We start from the raw sequence: 21,297 nt of genomic DNA on the forward strand, positions 1-21,297 counted from the left end.
GACTGAAGGATGTAAAAAAATTTATTCGTTTATCCAAGTTAACAAATTTGTTTACTGTATTTTGGAGGGAGAGGAAGAACGATGACTGAAGCAGTGGCAGTTGAATTCCAGCATGTAAATAAAAATTATGGCTCTGGCAGTGTGCTGCATGATTTTAATCTTACGGTACCGAAAGGACAGATTGTAACAATTATAGGACCCTCGGGTTGCGGCAAAACTACACTGCTCAAAATGATCAATCGTCTTGAGGAACCGAGTCAGGGAAAGGTTCTTGTTGAAGGGCGAGACGTAGGAGCCGCAGATGCAGTCCAACTTCGACGCGATATCGGATATGTAATTCAACAGATTGGACTGTTTCCACATATGACTATTGAAGAGAATATTGGCATTGTTCCGAGGCTTAAGGGAGCGAGAAAGGAAGAACGAAAAGAGAGGGTTGATCTATTACTGAACCTGATCGGTCTCCCAGCTGAACAATATAGCAAACGTTATCCCCATGAGCTTAGTGGCGGGCAGCAGCAACGGATCGGAGTAGCCCGTGCATTGGCGTCATACCCTTCCATTATTTTAATGGACGAACCCTTTAGCGCACTTGATCCCATCAGCCGAGTCCAGCTTCAAAAAGAACTGATCCAGCTGAATCAGCGGCTGCATAAAACGATAATTTTTGTCACCCACGACATTGAAGAAGCGCTGAAGATCGCTGATCGGATTATTCTACTGAAGGAGGGTGAGGTAATTCAGAACAGTACACCTGCGGAGCTGCTGGCCCATCCGGCAAACGACTTTGTGATCGAATTTATCGGCCAGGAGAGGTTTCGTCCTTCTTTTCCAAGTGGGATGGCACAGCATATTATGATTGACGGTATCTCGATAAGTAATATTTCAACAATCTCAGAGGCACTTGAACTCCTGCGCTTGAATCAGGCTGATGCTCTTGCTGTGACCGGGAATTGGGGAGAACTGCTGGGTATTGTAGGAATCGAAGAAATCAGCGAACATCTGCAGCATGACAGCAAAATGAAGGTCGGTGATATTGTGAAAAATGGGACCCGCGCCCTCTTTGAGAACACACCGATCTCTGATGTATTCGAACTGATGCAAAGTCAACGAATATTGCCTGTCGTGGATGATCAGAACCGTTTAATCGGTACGGTAACCCGTTCAGGTGTTATTGAAGCCATTGGTCGACACTTTCACCGAGAGGAGACCAGTGCATGAACCATATATGGGATACGTTAGCTGCTGACTGGCCGATGATCGTTGAGAAAATGGGAGAGCACATGTATCTGTCCCTCATTTCCGTCCTCATGGCGGGAATCATTGCAATACCCCTTGGTATTTATCTGACCAGCCGCAAGCGGATGGCGGATACAATCATTACTGTAGTCTCTGCCATCCAGACCATTCCAAGTCTGGCGTTGTTCGGATTCATGATTCCGCTGGTAGGCATCGGCACAACACCTGCCATTATTGCATTGACCTTATATGCCGTGCTTCCGATGCTCCAGAACACCTATGTCGGTATTAATGGAGTTCATCCTTCTCTGATTGAGGCAGGAACCGGGATGGGCATGACCAAATGGCAGATGATGAAGATGATTCAGCTTCCGATTGCGCGTAGTGTCATCATGGCCGGCGTAAGACTCGTCGCGGTGCAAACGATAAGTCTTACGACAATTGCGACCTATATTGCCGCAGGAGGACTGGGAGATATCATCACAAGAGGCATTGCCATGATCAATACGGTTACCATTATGGAAGGGGCCATCCCCGTCTCGCTGCTGGTAATCTCCGTTAACTTCATTTTGCTGCTTCTTAACAGGGCACTTACCCCAAAGGGGTTGCGGCATTTGAATAAATTTTAAGCTTTTACCTAGGGAGAGGGGCACCAATCATGACAACCACCAACAAAAAAAGATGGAATGTAACCAAAGGAGGCAGGCTACTTATCACCCTTGGGCTGGTGTTGACAACCGTGCTGACAGCAGTGGGGTGCTCGAATTCCAATGCGTCCGGGCGTAACGATACCATCGTACTGGCCACGAAAGGATTCGCAGAGTCTGATATTTTGGCCAACGCCTTCAAACTCTTGGTTGAGAATGACACGAAGCTGAAGACAGAGATTAAGAAGCTGGACAACACACTGCTCTGGAATGCCATTGACTCAGGGGATGTGGATGCCTATGTAGAGTACAGCGGGACGGCCTTGATCAATATTTTGAAGCAGGAACCAGAATTTGATGCAGATAAAGCATTTAAAACAGTCGTAACCCAACTCAAGGAAAAGAACAAATTGATTGCGCTAGACCCCCTAGGGTTCAACAATACCTATGTCTTTACAGTACGTAGAGAAACCGCTGAGAAGTATGGGCTAAAGACAGCTTCTCAACTTGCTGAGAAATCAGGTGAACTGGTTTTTGGAGCCAGTGAGGAGTTTCTGAATCGCCCAGATGCCTGGCCTTATGTAGAGAGCATATACAAACCAAAGTTCAAGGAGACAAAGTCCATTCAGGACCCTTCCTTGCAGTATCAGGCGATAAAGCAAAAGCTGATTGATGTGAAGCTCTCGTATTCAACGGACAGCCAAATCCTGGCCAATGACCTCGTAGCGTTGGAGGATGACAAGCATGTGTTTATTCCGTATGATGCATTTCCAGTGGTTCGTGAGCAGACGCTGGATGAACATCCCGAGTTGAAAGAAGTCCTCAACAAGTTGGCAGGAAAACTGGATGAGAAGGCAATGCAAAAGTTGAATGCAGAGGTGGAACAGGATCAGAAACCGGCACTTGATGTTGCGAGGGACTGGCTGAAAGCCCAAGGGCTAATCAAGTGAATTTCTACATGATGGATCAATAATTAATGGTAATTACGTTGTCTAACAACGAGTTAATAAGAGAGGGTGACGCATTGTGAGTAATGATAAACGGCAGCTTGCGCTGGGGGCAATGATGTTTTTTCCGGCGGGTGAGCATATTTCAAGTTGGAGACATCCCGGGTCTGAAACAGAGGGACTCCTTGATTTCAATTATTACAAAAGAATTGCGCAGACGGCGGAGCGTGGAAGATTCGACATGTTCTTCTACGCCGATGAACTGTACGTCTGGGATCGATTCGAATCCGGTATTAGCCATGCCAATAGCATTCGGCCGGAGCCGTTCACACTGCTTTCCGCTTTGGCGGCGGTAACGTCTCATATTGGTTTGGCGGCGACCATCTCGACGACCTATAACGATCCGTATCATATTGCCCGGAAGCTGGCGACGCTGGATCATTTCAGTGGCGGGCGAGCCGCGTGGAATATTGTGACGTCTCAGACGGACGAAGAGGCCCGGAACTTCGGTAAGGAACGCCATCTGCAGCATGAGCTGCGATATGAACGTGCGAAAGAATTTGTAGAGGCAACGCAAGGACTTTGGGACAGTTGGGAAGAGGATGCACTGCTGTTCGACAAGGAAAATGGGTACTTTGCAGACAAGAACAAGCTGCACAATCTGGATTACGAAGGTACTCATTTTAAAGTAAAAGGACCCCTTAATATCTCCCGTCCACCACAAGGGTATCCTGTTTTGATCCAAGCCGGAGCTTCGGAAGCCGGTAAAGAGGTAGCCGCGGCAACGGCCGAAATTGTATTTGCCCCTGGTGGCACATTCGCAGAAGGGAAAGCGCTGTATGAAGACATCAAGGGAAGGCTTTCCAAATATGGACGTTCCCCCGATGAGATCAAGATATTGCCTGCCTTGATGCCCATTATTGGTGCTACTGCGGAAGAGGCAGCAGAGCAGCTTGCTATTGTGGAGAATCTTACTCCAGACCGACTGGCTTTGGACTTGCTATCACATTACATCGGGGTAGACGTTTCCGGCTATCCGCTGCATGAACCGCTGCCTTTTCTACCTGAAGTAGAAGGCTTTAACCAGAGTAAAAGTGGTTTACAACGTATCCGACGTATCCTCAAGGAAGAAGATTTGACGCTGATTCAGCTTGCCAAACGGATTGTAAGCAAACGGGCTTTTGCCGGAACTCCCGAGCAGATTGCCGATCATATTGAGGAATGGTTCAACAATGGTGCTGCGGATGGATTCAATATTGCCTTTACTCACCTTCCTGGTGCTCTGGATGATTTTGTAGCAGAGGTAGTGCCCATTCTTCAGCGTAGAGGTTTGTTGCGCCTAGAATATGAAGGAACTACACTGAGGGACCATTTTGGACTCAGCAAACCAGAGAACCGCTATTCACAAGAAAAGATTACTTTAGGAACGGCAGAAAGATAACTCAACGAGGAAGTACAAATAGCTCTAATGTGATGATTTAGCAGGAGAAGGAAAGCGAGGAGTGACTGTGAAAAAGATTGTTGCCGAACGAGGCGGCGTGCTGCGATGCAAAGGCTGGCGTCAGGAAGCACTACTGCGCATGCTGGAGAACGTGCTCGAGAACGGTGAGAACCAGAAGGAGCTGATCGTCTATGCCTCCCTTGGAAAGGCCGCCCGTAACTGGCCTTCCTATCTGGCAATTGTCGATACCCTAAAGCAATTAGAGGAAGACGAAACACTGGTCATTCAGTCAGGCAAACCGATTGGTGTATTCAGAACCCATCGGCAAGCACCACTTGTCGTAATGGCTAACTGCAATCTGGTCGGCCGATGGGCAACCAGTGAGAATTTCTATGAGTTGCAAGATAAAGGACTGATCATTTGGGGCGGCCTTACTGCGGCTGCTTGGCAATACATCGGATCACAGGGTGTCATACAGGGAACCTATGAAATCTTCCAAAGTATCGCAAGGCTGCACTTCGGCGGCGATTTGCGAGGACGTTTCATTCTAACCGCTGGATTGGGCGGTATGGGGGGCGCGCAGCCTTTAGCAGGTTATATGGCTAATGCGGCAATCCTTTGTGTAGAGGTTGCGGAGGAGAGAATAGACAAACGAATTGCTGCCGGTTATTTACAGCGAAAGACAGATAGCCTGGATGAAGCATTACTATGGATTAATGAAGCTGTAAGCAGCGGCACAAGCCTGTCCGTTGGACTGCTCGGAAATGCTGCGGATGTTTATCCAGAACTGCTTCGGAGGGGTGTCCAGCCGGATATTGTGACTGACCAAACATCTGCACATGATTTGTTATACGGCTATATTCCAAGCGGATACTCACCTGCATCCGCTGGTGTGGCACGACGAGAACATCCGACGGAGCTTCAAGCCGCTGCCGGAGCTTCAATTGCGAATGAAGTAAAGGCGATGTTGGAATTCAAACAACGGGGCGCGGTTGTTTTTGACAATGGTAACAATATCCGTTCACAAGCAGTGCAATATGGAGTTACGAATGCTTTTGAGATCGATATATTTACGGAAGCTTTTCTTCGTCCCCTTTTTGCGCGGGCTATCGGTCCTTTCCGCTGGATCGCTCTTAGCGGCGAGGCAGAGGATATACGAATCATTGACGATTATATCCTGAAAGAATTTAGTGATAATGACATCGTATCCAATTGGATCAAACTCGCGAATACGTATGTGCCGTTTGAGGGATTGCCGGCCCGTATAGGCTGGTTTGGGCATAAAGACCGCAGCAAGCTGGCACTCGCGGTTAACCAATTGGTTCGAGAAGGAAAACTTGCAGGACCAGTCGCCTTCTCCCGAGATCATCTGGATGCAGCAGCTATGGCTCATCCCAACATTATGACCGAGCGAATGAAAGACGGAAGCGATGCGATTTCGGACTGGCCGTTGTTGAATGCCATGCTCAATTGTGCATCCATGGCTGATCTGGTGGCGATTCATTCCGGCGGAGGGGGCTACTCTGGTTATATGACAAGTGCGGGAGTCACCATTGTAGCCGACGGATCAGAGGCAAGTGATGCACGTCTTCGTACAGCGCTTGACAATGATACTGGTCTTGGCGTACTCCGATATGCGGATGCCGGTTATGAGCAATCGTTGGCCGAGGTTAAAACAAAGGGGATTGCCCGAATTGATACCCATCAATATGAAACCATTTCATCCACTGTAAAATAACATCGGGAAATGGTTCAACGAAATTTTCATCTAGGAGGAGATTTTATGCGGGAATTAACAAGAGATGATGTAAACGCTGCTGTCAAAGGCGGCTCTGTATTTGCCAGCGGCGGCGGAGGCTGGGTGGATCATGGACTGGAGATTGGACACGCGGCACTGAGTATCGGACGACCGAAGCTCCTGTCGGTAGATGAACTGCCGGATGACGCCATTATATTGACATGTACCGCAATTGGGGCACCTGCCGGACGAGACTGGCAAATGCTTGGAAAGGACTACATTAAGGCTGTTCAGCTAATCATTGAAAACTATGATGGCAAAATAGCCGGGGTCATGACTCCGCAGAATGGCATGTCCAGCACCATTAACGGTTGGCTGCCAGCAGCAGCCCTTGGTCTTGCTGTTATTGATGCTACTGGAGATATCCGCGCACATCCAACTGGCAAGATGGGCTCACTTGGCCTCGCGTCTTCTATTGATTACGAGACGATACAAGCAGTGGCTGGCGGTAAACCAGAGATTGGCAGCTACATGGAACTTGTGGTTAAGGGAACTCCGGCACGGACCTCCAATATACTGCGTACTGCTTCGGACATGGCGGGTGGGTTTATTGCTGCCGCACGGCACCCGCTCCCGATCAAACATATTAAGAAGCACGCTGCGATCGGTGGCATCTCGATAGCGATTGAGTTGGGCCGTGTCATTATGGAGGCAGAGCCGGATGGTCCGGAAGCGGTGCTAGAGGCCGTGGTACACAAGACCAATGGAAGAATCCTCGGCAGAGGGACGGTGACGACAAAAAATGTTCATTATTCAGGTGCTTTCGATGTGGGTACGATCGAAGTATCCATCCCCAACCGTAGGCTTACACTTCATGTGATGAATGAATATATGGCTGTTGAGGACGATGAAGGTACACGCCTGACCACGTTCCCGGACGTAATTACTACGTTTGACCTGAAGAAGGGTCTGCCTGTGAGTGTAGGAGATGTTGAAGAGGGTATGGAAATAGCGGTCTTCGCCATTGATAAATCCAAGGTACCACTGAGTTCCAGTGTAAAGGACCCCACCGTATATCCCGAGGTGGAAGAAATGCTGGGCATCGATTTGCAGAGCTATGCTTTTGACAAGGAGAAAACAATCTATGCTTGAGGAGAGCATTCTCTTGCTCAGCTCTAACCAAATTGTATTGGACGGAAGCCGCATGACCATTGAGGATGTGGAGAGTGTGGCTCGTTCGCGGAGATCCGTAGTGATTGCAGATGAAGCCTGGGAACGACTAGTCTCTGCACGTAAAGTAATTTATGAACTAGCTGCAGAAGGCGTTCCTGTCTATGGACTGAATCGTGGAGTAGGCTGGAATAAGGACAAGGTCATCGGAGATGATTATTTTGAAGATTATAACCGGAATTTATTGTTATCTCACAGTGCTGGGGTGAAGCCGGAGGCTACAGAAGATGTCGTTCGTGCTGTGATGCTTGCCCGGTTAAATAGCCTGCTTGCAGGAGCTACCGGTGCTCAGCCCGATATTGCCAAACGTTATGCAGATTTTCTCAATATGGGTATTCACCCGGTTCTACCGCTTCGCGGATCTGTGGGTGCGGCGGATATTACCTCGATTTCGCATATCGGTCTGGCCATGATTGGTAAAGGTGAAGTGAACATGGCAGGCAATCGGATACCAGCGAGCGATGCGTTAATGGTAATGAGTTTGGAACCCCTGCGCCTTGGCCCCAAGGACGGTCTGGCTATCGTCAGTTCCAATGCTCTCTCAGCCGGAAACGGAGCACTGGCGCTCTTCGACATCCAAGAATTACTGGATACCGCAGACTCTGTATACGCGCTGTCTTTGGAAGCCATCCGGGGAAATATTAGTCCGTTGGATGAAGCGGTTCATCTCAAGCGTCCTTTTCCAGGGCAGTTAAAGAGCCTGGCCATGGTCCGGCGTAGTCTGCGTGGCAGCGGACTCTGGAATGGTTTTAATCCTGATTCGCTGCAAGACCCGCTGAGCTTCCGTGACGCTTGCCAGATTCATGGTGCGGCAAGAGATGCTTATGCCTATGCGCGCCAGCAGCTTGAAGTTCATCTCAATAGCTCGGACGATAACCCCTGTGTGCTGACAGAAGAGCGGAGAATCTTGTCCTGCGCCAATTATGATCCCATAACATGGACATTAGGCTTCGAGATGCTTGGAAGTGCGCTGCATCATGTATCCAAAAGTTCATGCTATCGCATGATCAAGCTGGGTGACCCGGACTTTACAGGGTTAAGCCGTTTCTTAACTGCTGATTCGAGCCGCTCCGTCGGTTTCTGCACGGTTCAGAAAACAGCAACCTCACTGGATGCAGAAATTCGTCATTTGAGTAATCCCGTTTCATCTGATTATTTCTCACTCGCGGGAGACATGGAGGATCATGCTGCCAATTCTCCTTACGTTGTAAGCAAGGTAAGAGAGATTGTTGATCGTGTTACTTATATTTTGGCGATTGAAGCGCTCCATGCTGCTCAAGCTATTGATCTGCGTATGGATATGACTCTGGGTGAGGGGACAAGAGCAGGTTATGAACTGTTGCGTTCCGAGGTTCCTTTTTTGTCTGAAGACCGTAATCAAACCATAGATATAGAGCGTGCTTACCTTCTGCTTAAGGAAGGGAAATGGCTGAAAGCAGTTCGTGGGAAGATGAATTAATTCTCTCAATAATGATGGAAAGAGGAGGAAGTTACAATGGCACATGTTGATCCCCAGTGGTCTTTACGGGACCATTCCCATGAGGGCTGGCAAATTCGTGCGGAGGTCAGTCCAAAGTGGATTCGCGTAAAATTTGACGGGCAGTTTATCGCAGACAGCAAGGAAGTTCTCGTTGTTACCGAAACAGGTAGACTCCCCGTTTATTATTTTCCGAAGAAAGATGTGAACCTTGACGTATTCATACCTTCAGAAAAGCTGGTGAATGATCCGTATAAAGGAAATCAATTGTTTTGGCATATTAGCAGCGGTGGACGTACTGTAGAGAATGCGGTATGGAGCTATTCGGGTGTGCAACAGGAAGAGGTCTATTTGCAGAATCATTATTCTTTTTCATGGAACAAAGTAGATGCCTGGTATGAAGAAGAGGAAGAAGTATTCGTTCATGCGCGGGACCCGTATTCCAGGGTGGATGCGATTCCAGCCTCACGTCATGTTCAAATCGAGTTAGATGGAGTAATTGTTGCTGATAGCAAGCGACCTGTGATTCTCTATGAGACAGGATTGACCCCGCGTTATTATCTTCATCAGGAGGATGTGCGTCTGGATTTGTTGAAGCCCGTTGATTTAACCACAACTTGCCCTTATAAAGGGATAGCCAGCTATTGGACTGCTTTAGTTAATGAAAGAGAATACAATAATCTTGTTTGGAGCTATCAGGACCCATTACCAGAAGTTCATGAAGTTGAAGGACTGTTATGCTTTTACCATGAGTCAGTGGATGCGCTCTATGTGGATGGGGTGAAGTGGTCCCTATCTGCTGATGATCGCCTTCCTTACCGCAATTTAGGATGGGGGGTAAAGTGAAATGGTAAATCATCTGGATTCATCTATTGCCTGCTCTCTGCGTCAGGAAGATAAACTAATGTTGAAGGCAGATCTAAATCCGCGCCGGGTTCACATCACGTTTGCTGGTGAGACTATTGCGGACAGCACACGGGTTATTACACTTCATGAGCGCGGCAAGCTACCGGTTTATTATTTCCCACTAGAAGATGTGATGCATCAATTTCTGGTGAAGACCGAGTTGCAGACCCACTGCCCTATTAAAGGGGATGCTTCTTACTGGACCATTCAAGTGGGTGAGCGTATTTCTGAAAATGCAGTCTGGGGTTATGAGAATCCACTTAAGGACATCGAGTCGATCAAAGGTTTTGTGGCTTTCTATTGGAACAAGGTGGACGCCTGGTATGAAGAAGAAGAGCAGATCTTCGTCCACCCGCGTGACCCATACAAGCGAGTTGATGCGATCCAAAGTTCCCGCCATGTTCAGATCGTTCTAGATGGCATCAAGCTTGCAGATAGCCGCCGCCCGATGATTGTATTTGAAACGGGCGTCCCCGTTCGCTATTATCTTCCGATTGAAGACGTGGATCAGAATGTGCTCACCGCAAATGACAAGCAGACATCCTGCCCTTATAAAGGTGATGCATCCTACTGGACGGCTGTTCTCAATGGACAGACCTATGAGAATATCGTGTGGAGCTATCTAAATCCAATTCCTGAAATTCCAAAGATTGCTGGATTGATGTCGTTTTATAATGAGCAAGTCGATGTCTATGTGGATGGCGAGTTACAGCCCAAACCAAAATGGTACTATTCTGCACTTGAATTCTTTAATGAAACTGAAGTAACTGTCAGAAGACAATGATGAGTGTGTGATGGGGGACTCTGTCTGCTGCATAAGCGGATAGCGCCCTTTTTTTGATGATTGGCTCAAAAGCCTTGTCAATACACAACGATTTGAATACCTTATGACATAACACAAAAGAGGAGGAGATTACATGAGTGAAGTAGGATATGGAAATGTTGGAGGTCTTGGTGGATACGGTGGTTTCACATCCATCGGTGCAATCCTTGTTCTGTTCATCTTGTTGGTCATCATCTCTAAAGCGTTCCTGGTTTAATTCCTTTACCTTATGAACAACTCTGCTGGCATTCCGCTGGCAGAGTCTTTTTGTCATGATTACAATTTGAAAGCGTTTGACATATAGAATTATCAATCTATAATTATGGAGTTATGCATTCAACATAGAATGGATGAAGTTAAGGAGAATAGGTTGGAATGACACTTAAAAAAAGGATCTTTTTGCTGTTTTTTCTCAGTGCGTTTATTCCCTTCATTAGTATATTTGCAATTTCCTACTACACCATTGATTCCATTTTTGCGAACAAGATCGATGATGGCATTCGGAGCAATTTACAGCAGGTGACTTCCTCACTGGAGAATTCGATCACCAACCTGAATCATGTTACTCAGCAATTGTCTTACAGTGGTACATTAGGTAAAAAGTTGGATGAGGTGTTGAAACCATCCTCCAATATATTTGAATTGATTGAAACGCGGGATGAATTAAAGAGCGAATTAAATGTCGTAACGTTTACCAACCCGAATATAGGTTTGACATTGTATTATTTTCAGAAGGATGGCTCCACACAGTTCGGAAACTTTCCCATAAAGGACCGTTTTTCACCCGAATCTTTGCCTGTGCTCTCCAAAGCATATGGGATCACCTACTATGGTCCTCATGTCAGTATGAACCGGTTTGATGATCAACTCGTCTTATCCGCCATGCGGAAGGTAAAATTACCCCAGAGGGACGATGCTTATATTTACGTTGAATCCGGTTTTCACCTTGCGCAGGATATATTGGGTTACAATCAGTACAAGGGAGATCTATCCCATCTGATCCTCGATGGAGAGGGAAACATTGTGTACAGTGAGATCCCTGAAGCGATGAAAGTCGGGGAGAATTTCTCCAGCTTATCGAATGGTGCAGCATCGGACGGTATAGCTCGCGGTCATCATTGGTTCAGACAGGATTCCACTCAGAACTGGAGCGTTGTGTCGGTGATCTCTCAGGCCAAGTATCAACAAGAGAAAAACCAATGGTTGCTTCAAATATTACTGGTCGCTTTATTTTTCCTTGGCTTTACGGTATTTCTGGCTTGGCTGCTGTGGAAGATGGTTTATAAACCCCTTGGTCTGTTTCATTCGCAAATCAACGGAATGTCTCAAAATCCACAAACGACAGGCAGTCAGACCCGTACGCAAATTCCCGAATTTGATTTTCTGTTAGGCGAATTCTCAAATATGCAGCATCAAATCGGTGACCTCTTTAAAGAGGTGCAGCAGAAAGAGAAAATTCGTGCAGACCTTGAAGTAGAGAAGCTGTTGTATCAGATTAATCCTCATTTTTTGATGAATACGCTGGATACGGTGCACTGGCTGGCGGTAATGAATGGACAAGGGGAGATCGACAAGCTGGTGCAGTCCCTGAATAAGCTGTTGTATTACAATTTAGGTAAATTGGGACAGGTTTCCACAATGGAAGAAGAGATTGATGCGCTTAGACAGTACTTGACCCTGCAGCAAATCCGCTATGATTTTGAATTTGATGTGCGTATTTCCGCTGATGAGCAAGTGCTTCAAATACCTGTACCTCGTTTTATACTACAGCCGTTGGTTGAAAATTCACTTTATCACGGACTGAGCGACGAAGGTTTTATTCAAATTGAAGTTACACGCAAAGAAACGCTAAACATTATGATTCAGGATAACGGAGCAGGCATGACGGAGGAAGCGATTGAAAGACTTCTGAACAACCGTGTAGCTGAACATCAAAAAGTAGGGATGGGCATTGGGCTCAATTACGTTCACCGCATGTTAAAAGCACAATACGGGGAGCAAGCTCAACTGGTGATTGAGAGTGAATTGGGAACAGGGACAAGCATATTGCTTATACTTCCGATCAAAGGAGAAGATATCTCGGCATGATTAAGGTATTGATTGTGGATGACGATAAATTGGTACGAAAAGGAATAAGCTCCGCGATGCCGTGGAACGAGTTCGGCATGGAGGTAGTTGGAGAAGCAAGTAACGGGGCTAAGGCATTGGATTTTCTGGAATCCAACTCGGTAGATCTGATGTTAACGGATCTGGCGATGCCGGTGATGTCTGGCATTGAACTGATGCGCGCTGCAAGGCAGCTCTACCCCGAGCTTCATATTGTCGTGCTTACCCTTCATCAGGATTTCGATTATATCCAAGAGGCGCTTAGGCTGGGAGCGATCGATTATATAGCCAAAGTTCAGCTCGAGAAGGAGCAGTTCGAACATGTGCTGAATCGAATACATACCCGGATTGGTGAGCTCGCGAATACAAGACGAAAGCTGCCGCAGCTTGGTGAAACCAATATCCATTACCGTAAAGTGTATGCTCTGGTTTCACTGGACCGAAAGTCCGGCCAAAATTGGCCCATTGGACTCGAATCCAATGTAGACGAGGTCCTATTTGAAGTGGAACGGAACAGCTGGATGTGGGCGGCATCCCTGGATGGAGAGGATCAGCTATTCGATAGATTGAAGGGATACTTGGATCAAATTCCCCAAGGAGCCCTACTGGTATTGTCTGATGTTCAAGAACGGACATGGTCGCAAATTCAAAACTGGATTATAAACTATACAGAAACGTCCTTATTTTATGCGTATGAACCCCAAGATCCGGTTATTGCCGTTTCCTTGAATGAACAAGACACTTCTCCAACAGAACCTCAGGATGAGGACATGGATCGAATTAAGCGAAGTTGGTTTCTATCTCCGTGGACGCATAACGACAATTTTTATAACCAGCTTGTTGAAGAGTTTAAATCCCTAAGGCTGCAAAAAGGGCAATTGATGGGATTACTGTATTCCCTGGTCATGGAGTGGAACCATCTTTTTGCCCAGACTACGCTGGGCAGAATCTCAATGATCCATTCTTTTCAATCCTGGTACGAAGTGGAACAGTGGATCAAGCAGACCTCTGAGAGTATTCGAAAGGCGGATGAACAGACTTCGTATTCTCAGGAAATGATAGATGGTGTGAAAAAAGCCGTGATGATTATGCAAAATGATTTGGATCAGGCTTTTACAGCTTCAGGGCTGTCCCAGCAACTCAACATTAGTCGAAGTTATTTCAGCCAATGCTTCAAGGACATCATGGGAAAAACCTTTAATGATTACTCCCGATATATCCGAATGGAGAAGTCGAAAGAGTATTTATTAAACACAAACAACACGATTTTCTGGATTGCAGAGCGGGTGGGTTATACGGATGAGAAATATTTCAGCCGAATCTTTCGCGAACTGACAGGCGTGCTGCCTAGTGAATATCGACAATTAGGCAGAGCGGACAAATAGTGTACGCTCCACATAACCGACTGACAATCCGGTGAAAGAAGGGAAAGCAATGATCAAGAAGATGGCTGCGTGTGTTGTTGTCGTCAGCTTGATTGCAGGTATCGTATTTTTCAGTATTTCTTACTTTCGGGAATCGCCTAGTGGACCAACAACATCTATACCTGACACAGCCTCCACCGATCCATTTGGCAAATATGAACATCCCGTTTCCATCCGGTTGGGATATGTGGTCGACCCAACTGGTACGGATCTCTCTGAAGGAGAGACATTAGAAAAGAACATGTGGAAAACGGCGATTAAACAAAACCTTAACATTGATGTTGAAGTCATGTGGCAGGTATCCAAAGAGAATTTCGGTCAGAAAATTGATTTGGCTATCGCCAGCAATGATTTGCCAGATGCGATGATCGTTAATCAGGTTCAGTTGAATGAGATGGTCAAAGCGGGAGAAATTGAAGATCTAACCAAGGCATACGCAAGCAGCGCTTCACCCGAGATGAAGAAAATTATCGACAGCACTAATGGATTGGCACGGGAACAAGTGACCTTTGAAGGGAAAATGATGGCTGTTCCGTCTGTGACGGCGGAAGACTTCAGCATGCTCTGGATCAGGCAGGACTGGTTGGATCGTCTTGGGTTGAAACCACCGAAAACGGTGGACGAATTGGAAGCGATCGCGAAGGCCTTTGTGGAGCAGGACCCGGATGGGAACGGAAAACGGGATACGATCGGGCTTGCCTCAAGCACAAGTCTGTTTAACGATTTCAACAACAGTGCTTTTGCTTTTGATCTAACACCGATCTTCTCGGCTTATGGAGCTTTCCCCGGATATTGGCTCGAAAAAGATGGAAAACCTGCATACGGTTCGATTCTACCAGAGACAAAGAACGCTTTGGTAAGGCTTCGTAATATGTATGCCAAAGGTCTCCTTGATCCAGATCTGGGCATTCGCAAAGAGCCAGAGGAAACTGTTATTAGCGGACAGGCGGGGATGTTCTTTCAAGGTTTCTTTGCAGGCTACTGGCCGCTCCCAAGCGCTTGGCTGAATGATCCCAAGGCGAACTGGCAGGCTTACGCGCTCCCACTGGATGCAAATGGAGCATTTCGTGTGAAGGTGGATAATCCCTCAAGTTCTTTCCTTGTGGTTCGCAAAGGGTATGCTCATCCGGAAGCGATCATTAAAATAAACAATCTGTACCTCCGGGATGAGTTCAAGTATGGTACGAGTTTTATGCTGAGCCGCAATTTCTTTGCTCCAGCAGATGAAGCACGATTTGAATCCAAAGCCGTGCAGGAGATTCTGACCGGAACCAAATCCCCAGCTGATTTCAAGGACAAGTCCGAATATAAGCTGTTGGAAAATACGGTTTCGACGATAAAACAAACCAAGCTAAAGCCTTATGATCAACTTGGCATTTCGTATTGGGATCAGCACAGTGAGAACTTTATGCGTGGTTATTCATTACTCGTGGGTGGAAGAAACTTCTTTGATCCGAATATTCATAAAGTTCGAAGCCTTACCTACAAACGCACGCCAGCCATGGAGAGCTCGTGGGTTAAACTGTCCAAATTGGAACATGATACGTTTTTGAAAATTATTTTAGGCGCTGCACCGATCGATTCATTCGATCAATTTGTACAGGAGTGGAAGGAACAGGGCGGCGATCAAGTAACTGCTGAAGTGACTGCATCCCAGAATCAACGCTGAAGAGCTAACCTATACAACGCTGAATTCCACACGTTTTTGTACTCAATTCAATCATTCATAGCCGGTAGACTCCTGTTTGAGGAGTTTGTCGGTTTTTCTTTGTGCCACACTCGCTGTGCTACCTTCCCTTATTAACGAGGATAGACAAATGTAAGTCAGTAGGTAAGATAAATGTTCACAACCTCCATGTTGCTCGTTGATCCGAGTGAAAACTGTATACATTTCTCTATCCAAACTAGCGTTTAATCCCTATCTCGATTAAGCTTCTCCAAGTTTTATAATGAAAGCGCAAACAACATGATAGAGAAATAATCAGAACGAAGGGGAGTTGAATTTGATGAGAAATAATTGGTCAATAAAAAGCAAACTGTTGACGAAACGACTGGCTGTGCTGTCCATGTCCGCATTGATGGTTTCCGTCCTTGCAGCCTGTGGGGGATCCTCCAATCCACCGACTGCTGAGGATGCAGGCCAATATGAGGTAACACCTGGAGATCCGTTCAGTGCCTATAAAGACGAAGTGACGGTAACGATGGGACGTGTTACGACGGCGAACCCGAAATTACCGGCTGGAGATACATATGAGAACAATGCGTATACCCGTCTGGTTAAAGAATCGTTTAACGCACAAATTAAGGACCAATTTGAGGCTAACGGTGAAGATTACAGTCGTCAAGTTTCTCTTGCAATCGCTTCCGGGGAACTGCCCGATATGATGCGTGTCGATTCCAAGGATGAACTTAAAGAACTGGTTGATAATGATCTGATTGAAGATCTGACGGAAGTATACAAACAATATGCCACCGATAACATCAAACAGGTTTACGACTCCTACGATGGCCGTGCACTGGACAATGCCACGATTGATGGCCGACTGATGGGCCTTCCAGCAACCTCTCTGGACTCCGCACCAACTATGGTTTGGGTTCGTCAAGATTGGCTGGATGTGCTGGGAATCAAACTAGATGCTGACGGAGACGGTGCCATCAAGCTCGAAGATGTAGAGAAAACAGCAGAAGAGTTCCTGAAAAAAGATCCTGGGCAAACCGGGAAACCGGTGGGCATTCCTTTTGTGAACACCCTGAATACGACGGACTATAATGGTTCTGCCTACACCATGCTGGGTGTTGCTTCAACCGAAGGGGCGTATCCTCAATATTGGATGAAGGGTGAAGACGGCAGCATCGTTTATGGTTCAACTACAGAGGAAACCAAGCAGATGCTGGGTGTTATGGCCGACTGGTTCAAGAGAGGTATCATTGACCCGCAATTTGGAACCCGTACATTTGACGATATCAATGCACTATACACAAACGGTCAGAGCGGAATTGCTTTTGGACCGTGGCACATTCCAGACTGGGGATTGAGCAGTGTTAAACAGATGGATAAACATGCGAAATTCACGGCTTACACGCTGGAAGATGCAGACGGCAAGGTAAACGTGGCACACGCCAATCCATCCGGTCAGTTTATCGTAGTGAGAAAAGGATATGAACACCCGGAACTCGCGATTAAAATTATAAATCTGTTCTACGATAAACTGGCAAATGACAAAGATGTCGCAACTACCATGCCAGAGGCAGCCAAGTATTTGGAAAGCGGCGTAGACGGTTCAACCAGACCTTTTAATATCGAAGTCAACTCGGCAACCTCACTGCTGGATGATTACTCCGACGTCGTTCGTGGAATTAAAGGCGAGATCGGTTTGGATCAAGTTCGTACAACAGAATCGAAGAACAATATTGGCAGTATCCAAACGTACTTGAAAGACCAGGATACGGATGATGTAACAGCTTGGTCGAAATATCACTCACGTATGAACGGAGTGGGGCTAATTGATAAGTTGACCCAAGAAGGCAAATTTAACTGGATGACGCCAGCGTTCTCTGGAACTACACCAAGCATGAAACAGACGTGGGCTAACCTGACCAAAATGGAACAGGAATCTTTCATCAAAATCATAACGGGTGCAGAACCGCTGGATTACTTCGAAACATTCGTCACCAATTGGAAGAAACAAGGCGGCGATCAAGTGATCCAGGAGATCGAAGCCGAGACCACATCCCAAAAATAATTAAGCTAACACTGCTGACAGGCTGCGCTAAGCAGCCTTTCTTCAGGAAAGGGGTTCATCCATGAAGCAGGAAAAATATAAAGCAAGAAACCGCTTGGGCACGGGTGCCATGTATCATATGATGATGCTGCCAGGCATTTTATTTTTGCTGGTATTCAGCTACATTCCAATGGTTGGTGTCATTACGGCGTTTCAGGATTATGTACCAGCCAAAGGTATGTTTGGCTCCGAGTTTGTTGGACTCAAGCATTTTATTTATATGTTCAAACTGCCGGACATCGGCCAAGTGATCAGCAATACGTTGGTGATTGCCATCGCCAAGATTCTACTCGGGACACTGATGGCCATCATTTTTTCCATTTTATTAAATGAAATCCGTTTTAAATTCGTTAAAAAATCCGTGCAGACCATTGTATATCTGCCTCACTTTTTGTCTTGGGTCGTTCTGGCCTCCGTGGTCGTTAACATGTTCAGCCTGGATGGAAGTGTAAATCAGATTTTAGCCTTTTTCGGCTTGGAAAATATTAATTTTCTCGGAAGCAATACCTGGTTCCAACCGCTAATTATCGGGACGGACGTATGGAAGGAATTCGGTTATAGTTCCATCGTTTATTTGGCTGCAATTACCTCGATTGATCCCGGCCTATATGAAGCGTCAGGCATAGATGGAGCGAGCTGGTGGAGAAAAGTATGGCATATTACATTGCCGGGTATGCTGCCTATTATCCTGCTCATGGGGGTCATGAGTCTGACCAATATTTTGAGCGCAGGCTTCGATCAAATCTACAATCTGTATAACCCGGTTGTCTATGAGTCGGGCGATATTCTGGATACCTATGTATACCGGATTGGTCTCGTTGGCAGACAGTATAGTTTTGGTACGGCTGTTGGGTTGTTCAAGTCAGTGATCGGTATTGTTCTATTATTGTCCGCCAACGAATTGGCCAAAAAATACACCGACAGAAAAATATTCTAAGGAGGCGAAACTTGTGTCTTATTCCGCAAGCCTGAAAGACCGAATGGGCCGGTTTGTCATCTACGCCATCGTTATATTGCTGGCTTTGATCTGCCTCCTTCCATTATGGAATATCGTTGCGATTTCATTCAGCAGCAGTGAGGCCGTCTCGGCCAATGCCGTAGGTCTGTTACCCGTCAAGTTTACAACAGCCGCTTATTCGAAAATTATTGAGGATGCGCAGTTCTGGCGATCCTTTGGCATTTCCGTTCTACGTGTGGCTCTATCCCTTATACTCAACATGATTCTTATTGTTTTGATGGCTTACCCGCTCTCCAAATCGAAAAGGGAGTTTAAGGGCAGAAATATATATATGAATGTCATGATTTTTGCCATGCTGTTCAGTGGGGGCATGATCCCTAGTTACCTGTTGATCAAAAACCTGGATATGCTCAATACAATTTGGTCGCTTGTACTGCCAGGTGCTGTCCCGATATTCAGTGTCATCCTTGTGATGAACTTCTTCGCCGCAGTACCTAAAGCGCTTGAAGAAGCGGCTTTTATCGATGGAGCGAACGCATTGCAGGTTCTGTTCAAAGTGTATGTGCCCGTGTCTATTCCGGCGCTGGCGACTGTATCCCTGTTCAGTATCGTGGGCACATGGAATGATTTCTTTAGTGGATTGATCTATATGACCAAAGTCAGCAATTATCCGTTAATGACCTACATACAGTCTCTTAACGTAAATATTGCTGAACTTCTGCAATCCGGTACAAACTCAGCTCAGCTCAGCAATCTGACTGAGATTTCGAACAAAAATCTAAATGCAGCCAAAATCGTAGTGGCTGTCATTCCGCTGCTGCTGATTTATCCGCTGCTGCAAAAATACTTTGTAACCGGAATTGTTGTGGGGTCGGTAAAAGAATAATAGTGAATGAAACGGATATTGGATAAGCAGAATCTGGTTCAAGAGAAAGGTGGTGCGTTATGGGAAATAAAAATTGGTGGAAAGAAATTGTCGTATATCAAATTTATCCCCGCAGCTTTCAAGATAGGAATGGTGACGGAATCGGGGATCTGAAAGGTGTATTATCCCGACTCGATTATCTGAAGGATCTTGGCATCGGTGCGATCTGGCTGTCACCAGTGTGCAAGTCTCCGCAAGATGACAACGGGTATGACATTTCCGATTATCAGGATATCGATCCGATGTTTGGTTCACTTGAAGATATGGAATTGCTAATTCAGGAGGCGGGCAAGCGGGACATCCGAATTATTATGGATCTGGTGCTTAACCACTCATCAGACGAGCACCCCTGGTTCAAGGAAGCCCGGAAAAGCAAGGATAATCCGTACCACGATTATTATGTGTGGAGAGATGGTGTGGAAGGAACACCTCCCAACGATTTAGGTTCAACGTTTGGTGGATCGGCCTGGGAATGGGTCCCCGAGTTGGGACAGTATTATCTGCATCTTTTCTCTGTTAAACAACCGGATCTCAACTGGGAGAACCCCAAGGTACGGCAAGAGATATATGATATGATTCAATGGTGGATGGATAAAGGCGTAGGTGGTTTCCGTCTTGATGTTATCGATCTGATTGGCAAGCAGCCTGACCTCAAAATTACAGGAAATGGGCCGAATCTGCATGAATATATGCGTGAACTCAGTAAAGAGACATTCCAGAAGGGTGATCTGCTAACCGTCGGAGAAACCTGGGGAGCAACGCCCGAGAGTGCCAAGCTTTATAGCAACCCGGACGGCAGTGAACTATCCATGGTCTTCCAATTTGAACACATTAGCTTGGATGAGCAGGAGGGGAAAGGCAAGTGGGATCTCCAGCCGCTGGATCTGCTTCAATTAAAGAAAGTGTTATCCAAATGGCAGACCGAGCTGAAAGGAGAAGCCTGGAACAGCTTGTTCTGGAACAACCATGACCTTCCGCGGATCGTGTCCCGTTGGGGAAATGACGGGGAATATCGTGTGCAGTCTGCCAAAATGCTGGCTACTCTTCTTCATGGCATGCAAGGTACGCCATATGTGTACCAGGGTGAAGAGTTAGGCATGACGAACGTACGTTACCCTATTGAAGAATACCGTGATATTGAGTTGCTGAATCTGTATAAGGAACGGGTCGAGAATGGGTATCCAGAGGAAGAAGTGATGGAATCCATTTATGCAAAAGGCCGTGATAACGCACGTACGCCGATGCAGTGGGATGCTTCCGAAAATGCGGGTTTTTCGGAAGGCAAACCATGGATTTTGGTAAATCCGAATTACACGGAGATTAATGCGGAAGAATCTATACATGATCCGGATTCCATTTACCATTACTATAAAACACTGATTCAGCTGCGAAAAGAGCATGAAGTGATCATTTATGGGGATTATGAACTGTTGTATCCGGAAGACACCAACCTTTTTGCTTACACACGAACACTTGGTGATACCAAATTGCTAGTCCTGTGCAACTTCTATGGCAAAGTTGTTCCATTCCAGCTTCCAAGCGAATTTGCAGGGGATAAAAGATTATTAATTAGTAACTATTCGGACGTTGTTTCAGAAAACGCACTTCGTCCTTATGAAGCAAGGATGTATCTTCTTGTGTAATTTCAAAAGAG

General features: G+C 46.3%; 17 protein-coding genes. All 17 read left to right on the top strand.

Annotated elements, in window-relative coordinates:
* The first annotated feature begins 81 nt into the window (after positions 1 to 81).
* Positions 82 to 1,221 (top strand): ABC transporter ATP-binding protein, encoded by a 1,140-nt coding sequence (locus BUA17_RS04585; protein ID WP_072732743.1) that lies wholly within the window; start codon positions 82 to 84, stop codon positions 1,219 to 1,221.
* Positions 1,218 to 1,868 carry an ABC transporter permease gene (locus BUA17_RS04590; protein ID WP_063565155.1) on the top strand — a complete coding sequence of 217 codons (651 nt, stop codon included), beginning with the start codon at positions 1,218 to 1,220 and terminating at the stop codon, positions 1,866 to 1,868. Before BUA17_RS04585 ends, BUA17_RS04590 begins: the two co-directional genes overlap by 4 nt.
* A 29-nt stretch (positions 1,869 to 1,897) precedes the next feature.
* Positions 1,898 to 2,836 carry an ABC transporter substrate-binding protein gene (locus tag BUA17_RS04595; RefSeq protein ID WP_063565154.1) on the top strand — a complete coding sequence of 313 codons (939 nt, stop codon included), beginning with the start codon at positions 1,898 to 1,900 and terminating at the stop codon, positions 2,834 to 2,836.
* A gap of 76 nt (positions 2,837 to 2,912) precedes the next feature.
* Positions 2,913 to 4,274: an LLM class flavin-dependent oxidoreductase gene (locus BUA17_RS04600; protein ID WP_063565153.1), complete on the top strand. Its 1,362-nt coding sequence runs from the start codon at positions 2,913 to 2,915 to the stop codon at positions 4,272 to 4,274.
* 67 nt (positions 4,275 to 4,341) lie between these two features.
* Positions 4,342 to 6,012, top strand: a complete 1,671-nt coding sequence (locus BUA17_RS04605) for a urocanate hydratase (RefSeq protein ID WP_205412014.1) — start codon at positions 4,342 to 4,344, stop codon at positions 6,010 to 6,012.
* A gap of 45 nt (positions 6,013 to 6,057) precedes the next feature.
* Positions 6,058 to 7,164 carry a DUF917 domain-containing protein gene (locus BUA17_RS04610; RefSeq protein ID WP_063565151.1) on the top strand — a complete coding sequence of 369 codons (1,107 nt, stop codon included), beginning with the start codon at positions 6,058 to 6,060 and terminating at the stop codon, positions 7,162 to 7,164.
* Positions 7,157 to 8,701 (top strand): HAL/PAL/TAL family ammonia-lyase, encoded by a 1,545-nt coding sequence (locus tag BUA17_RS04615; RefSeq protein WP_072732744.1) that lies wholly within the window; start codon positions 7,157 to 7,159, stop codon positions 8,699 to 8,701. The genes BUA17_RS04610 and BUA17_RS04615 overlap by 8 nt, the downstream gene beginning before the upstream one ends.
* A gap of 36 nt (positions 8,702 to 8,737) precedes the next feature.
* Positions 8,738 to 9,565 (top strand): DUF427 domain-containing protein, encoded by an 828-nt coding sequence (locus BUA17_RS04620; protein ID WP_072732745.1) that lies wholly within the window; start codon positions 8,738 to 8,740, stop codon positions 9,563 to 9,565.
* A 1-nt stretch (position 9,566) separates the two neighbouring features.
* A complete protein-coding gene (locus BUA17_RS04625; protein WP_072732746.1) occupies positions 9,567 to 10,409 on the top strand; it encodes a DUF427 domain-containing protein in 843 nt (280 codons plus the stop codon).
* 133 nt (positions 10,410 to 10,542) lie between these two features.
* Positions 10,543 to 10,665, top strand: coding sequence for a sporulation protein YjcZ (locus tag BUA17_RS30560; RefSeq protein ID WP_079697598.1), 123 nt, complete (start codon positions 10,543 to 10,545; stop codon positions 10,663 to 10,665).
* A 158-nt stretch (positions 10,666 to 10,823) separates the two neighbouring features.
* Positions 10,824 to 12,536: a sensor histidine kinase gene (locus BUA17_RS04630; RefSeq protein WP_072732747.1), complete on the top strand. Its 1,713-nt coding sequence runs from the start codon at positions 10,824 to 10,826 to the stop codon at positions 12,534 to 12,536.
* Entirely contained in the window at positions 12,533 to 13,939 is a 1,407-nt protein-coding gene (locus tag BUA17_RS04635; RefSeq protein ID WP_072732748.1) for a response regulator transcription factor, read from the top strand. The genes BUA17_RS04630 and BUA17_RS04635 overlap by 4 nt, the downstream gene beginning before the upstream one ends.
* A gap of 49 nt (positions 13,940 to 13,988) precedes the next feature.
* Positions 13,989 to 15,647, top strand: a complete 1,659-nt coding sequence (locus BUA17_RS04640; protein WP_072732749.1) for an extracellular solute-binding protein — start codon at positions 13,989 to 13,991, stop codon at positions 15,645 to 15,647.
* Positions 15,648 to 15,984: 337 nt separating this feature from the next.
* Positions 15,985 to 17,721 carry an extracellular solute-binding protein gene (locus tag BUA17_RS04645; RefSeq protein WP_072732750.1) on the top strand — a complete coding sequence of 579 codons (1,737 nt, stop codon included), beginning with the start codon at positions 15,985 to 15,987 and terminating at the stop codon, positions 17,719 to 17,721.
* 61 nt (positions 17,722 to 17,782) lie between these two features.
* A complete protein-coding gene (locus BUA17_RS04650) occupies positions 17,783 to 18,697 on the top strand; it encodes an ABC transporter permease (protein WP_063565144.1) in 915 nt (304 codons plus the stop codon).
* Between the two features lie 13 nt (positions 18,698 to 18,710).
* The gene (locus tag BUA17_RS04655) at positions 18,711 to 19,604 is read left to right on the top strand and encodes a carbohydrate ABC transporter permease (RefSeq protein ID WP_079697595.1); all 894 of its coding nucleotides are present in this window, start codon (positions 18,711 to 18,713) and stop codon (positions 19,602 to 19,604) included.
* A 59-nt stretch (positions 19,605 to 19,663) separates the two neighbouring features.
* Positions 19,664 to 21,286 (top strand): glycoside hydrolase family 13 protein, encoded by a 1,623-nt coding sequence (locus BUA17_RS04660; protein ID WP_072732751.1) that lies wholly within the window; start codon positions 19,664 to 19,666, stop codon positions 21,284 to 21,286.
* The last annotated feature ends 11 nt before the right edge of the window (positions 21,287 to 21,297 follow it).

It is taken from the genome of Paenibacillus sp. ov031 (assembly GCF_900143165.1).
GTDB classification, from domain to species: Bacteria; Bacillota; Bacilli; order Paenibacillales; family Paenibacillaceae; genus Paenibacillus; species Paenibacillus marchantiae.

Excerpts from the sequence above, each read along its gene's own strand:
- BUA17_RS04585 (WP_072732743.1), top strand. The coding sequence starts at position 82 with ATGACTGAAGCAGTGGCAGTTGAATTCCAGCATGTAAATAAAAATTAT.
- BUA17_RS04590 (WP_063565155.1), top strand. The coding sequence starts at position 1,218 with ATGAACCATATATGGGATACGTTAGCTGCTGACTGGCCGATGATCGTT.
- BUA17_RS04595 (WP_063565154.1), top strand. The coding sequence starts at position 1,898 with ATGACAACCACCAACAAAAAAAGATGGAATGTAACCAAAGGAGGCAGG.
- BUA17_RS04610 (WP_063565151.1), top strand. The coding sequence starts at position 6,058 with ATGCGGGAATTAACAAGAGATGATGTAAACGCTGCTGTCAAAGGCGGC.
- BUA17_RS04615 (WP_072732744.1), top strand. The coding sequence starts at position 7,157 with ATGCTTGAGGAGAGCATTCTCTTGCTCAGCTCTAACCAAATTGTATTG.
- BUA17_RS04620 (WP_072732745.1), top strand. The coding sequence starts at position 8,738 with ATGGCACATGTTGATCCCCAGTGGTCTTTACGGGACCATTCCCATGAG.
- BUA17_RS04625 (WP_072732746.1), top strand. The coding sequence starts at position 9,567 with ATGGTAAATCATCTGGATTCATCTATTGCCTGCTCTCTGCGTCAGGAA.
- BUA17_RS30560 (WP_079697598.1), top strand. The coding sequence starts at position 10,543 with ATGAGTGAAGTAGGATATGGAAATGTTGGAGGTCTTGGTGGATACGGT.
- BUA17_RS04630 (WP_072732747.1), top strand. The coding sequence starts at position 10,824 with ATGACACTTAAAAAAAGGATCTTTTTGCTGTTTTTTCTCAGTGCGTTT.
- BUA17_RS04635 (WP_072732748.1), top strand. The coding sequence starts at position 12,533 with ATGATTAAGGTATTGATTGTGGATGACGATAAATTGGTACGAAAAGGA.
- BUA17_RS04640 (WP_072732749.1), top strand. The coding sequence starts at position 13,989 with ATGATCAAGAAGATGGCTGCGTGTGTTGTTGTCGTCAGCTTGATTGCA.
- BUA17_RS04645 (WP_072732750.1), top strand. The coding sequence starts at position 15,985 with ATGAGAAATAATTGGTCAATAAAAAGCAAACTGTTGACGAAACGACTG.
- BUA17_RS04650 (WP_063565144.1), top strand. The coding sequence starts at position 17,783 with ATGAAGCAGGAAAAATATAAAGCAAGAAACCGCTTGGGCACGGGTGCC.
- BUA17_RS04660 (WP_072732751.1), top strand. The coding sequence starts at position 19,664 with ATGGGAAATAAAAATTGGTGGAAAGAAATTGTCGTATATCAAATTTAT.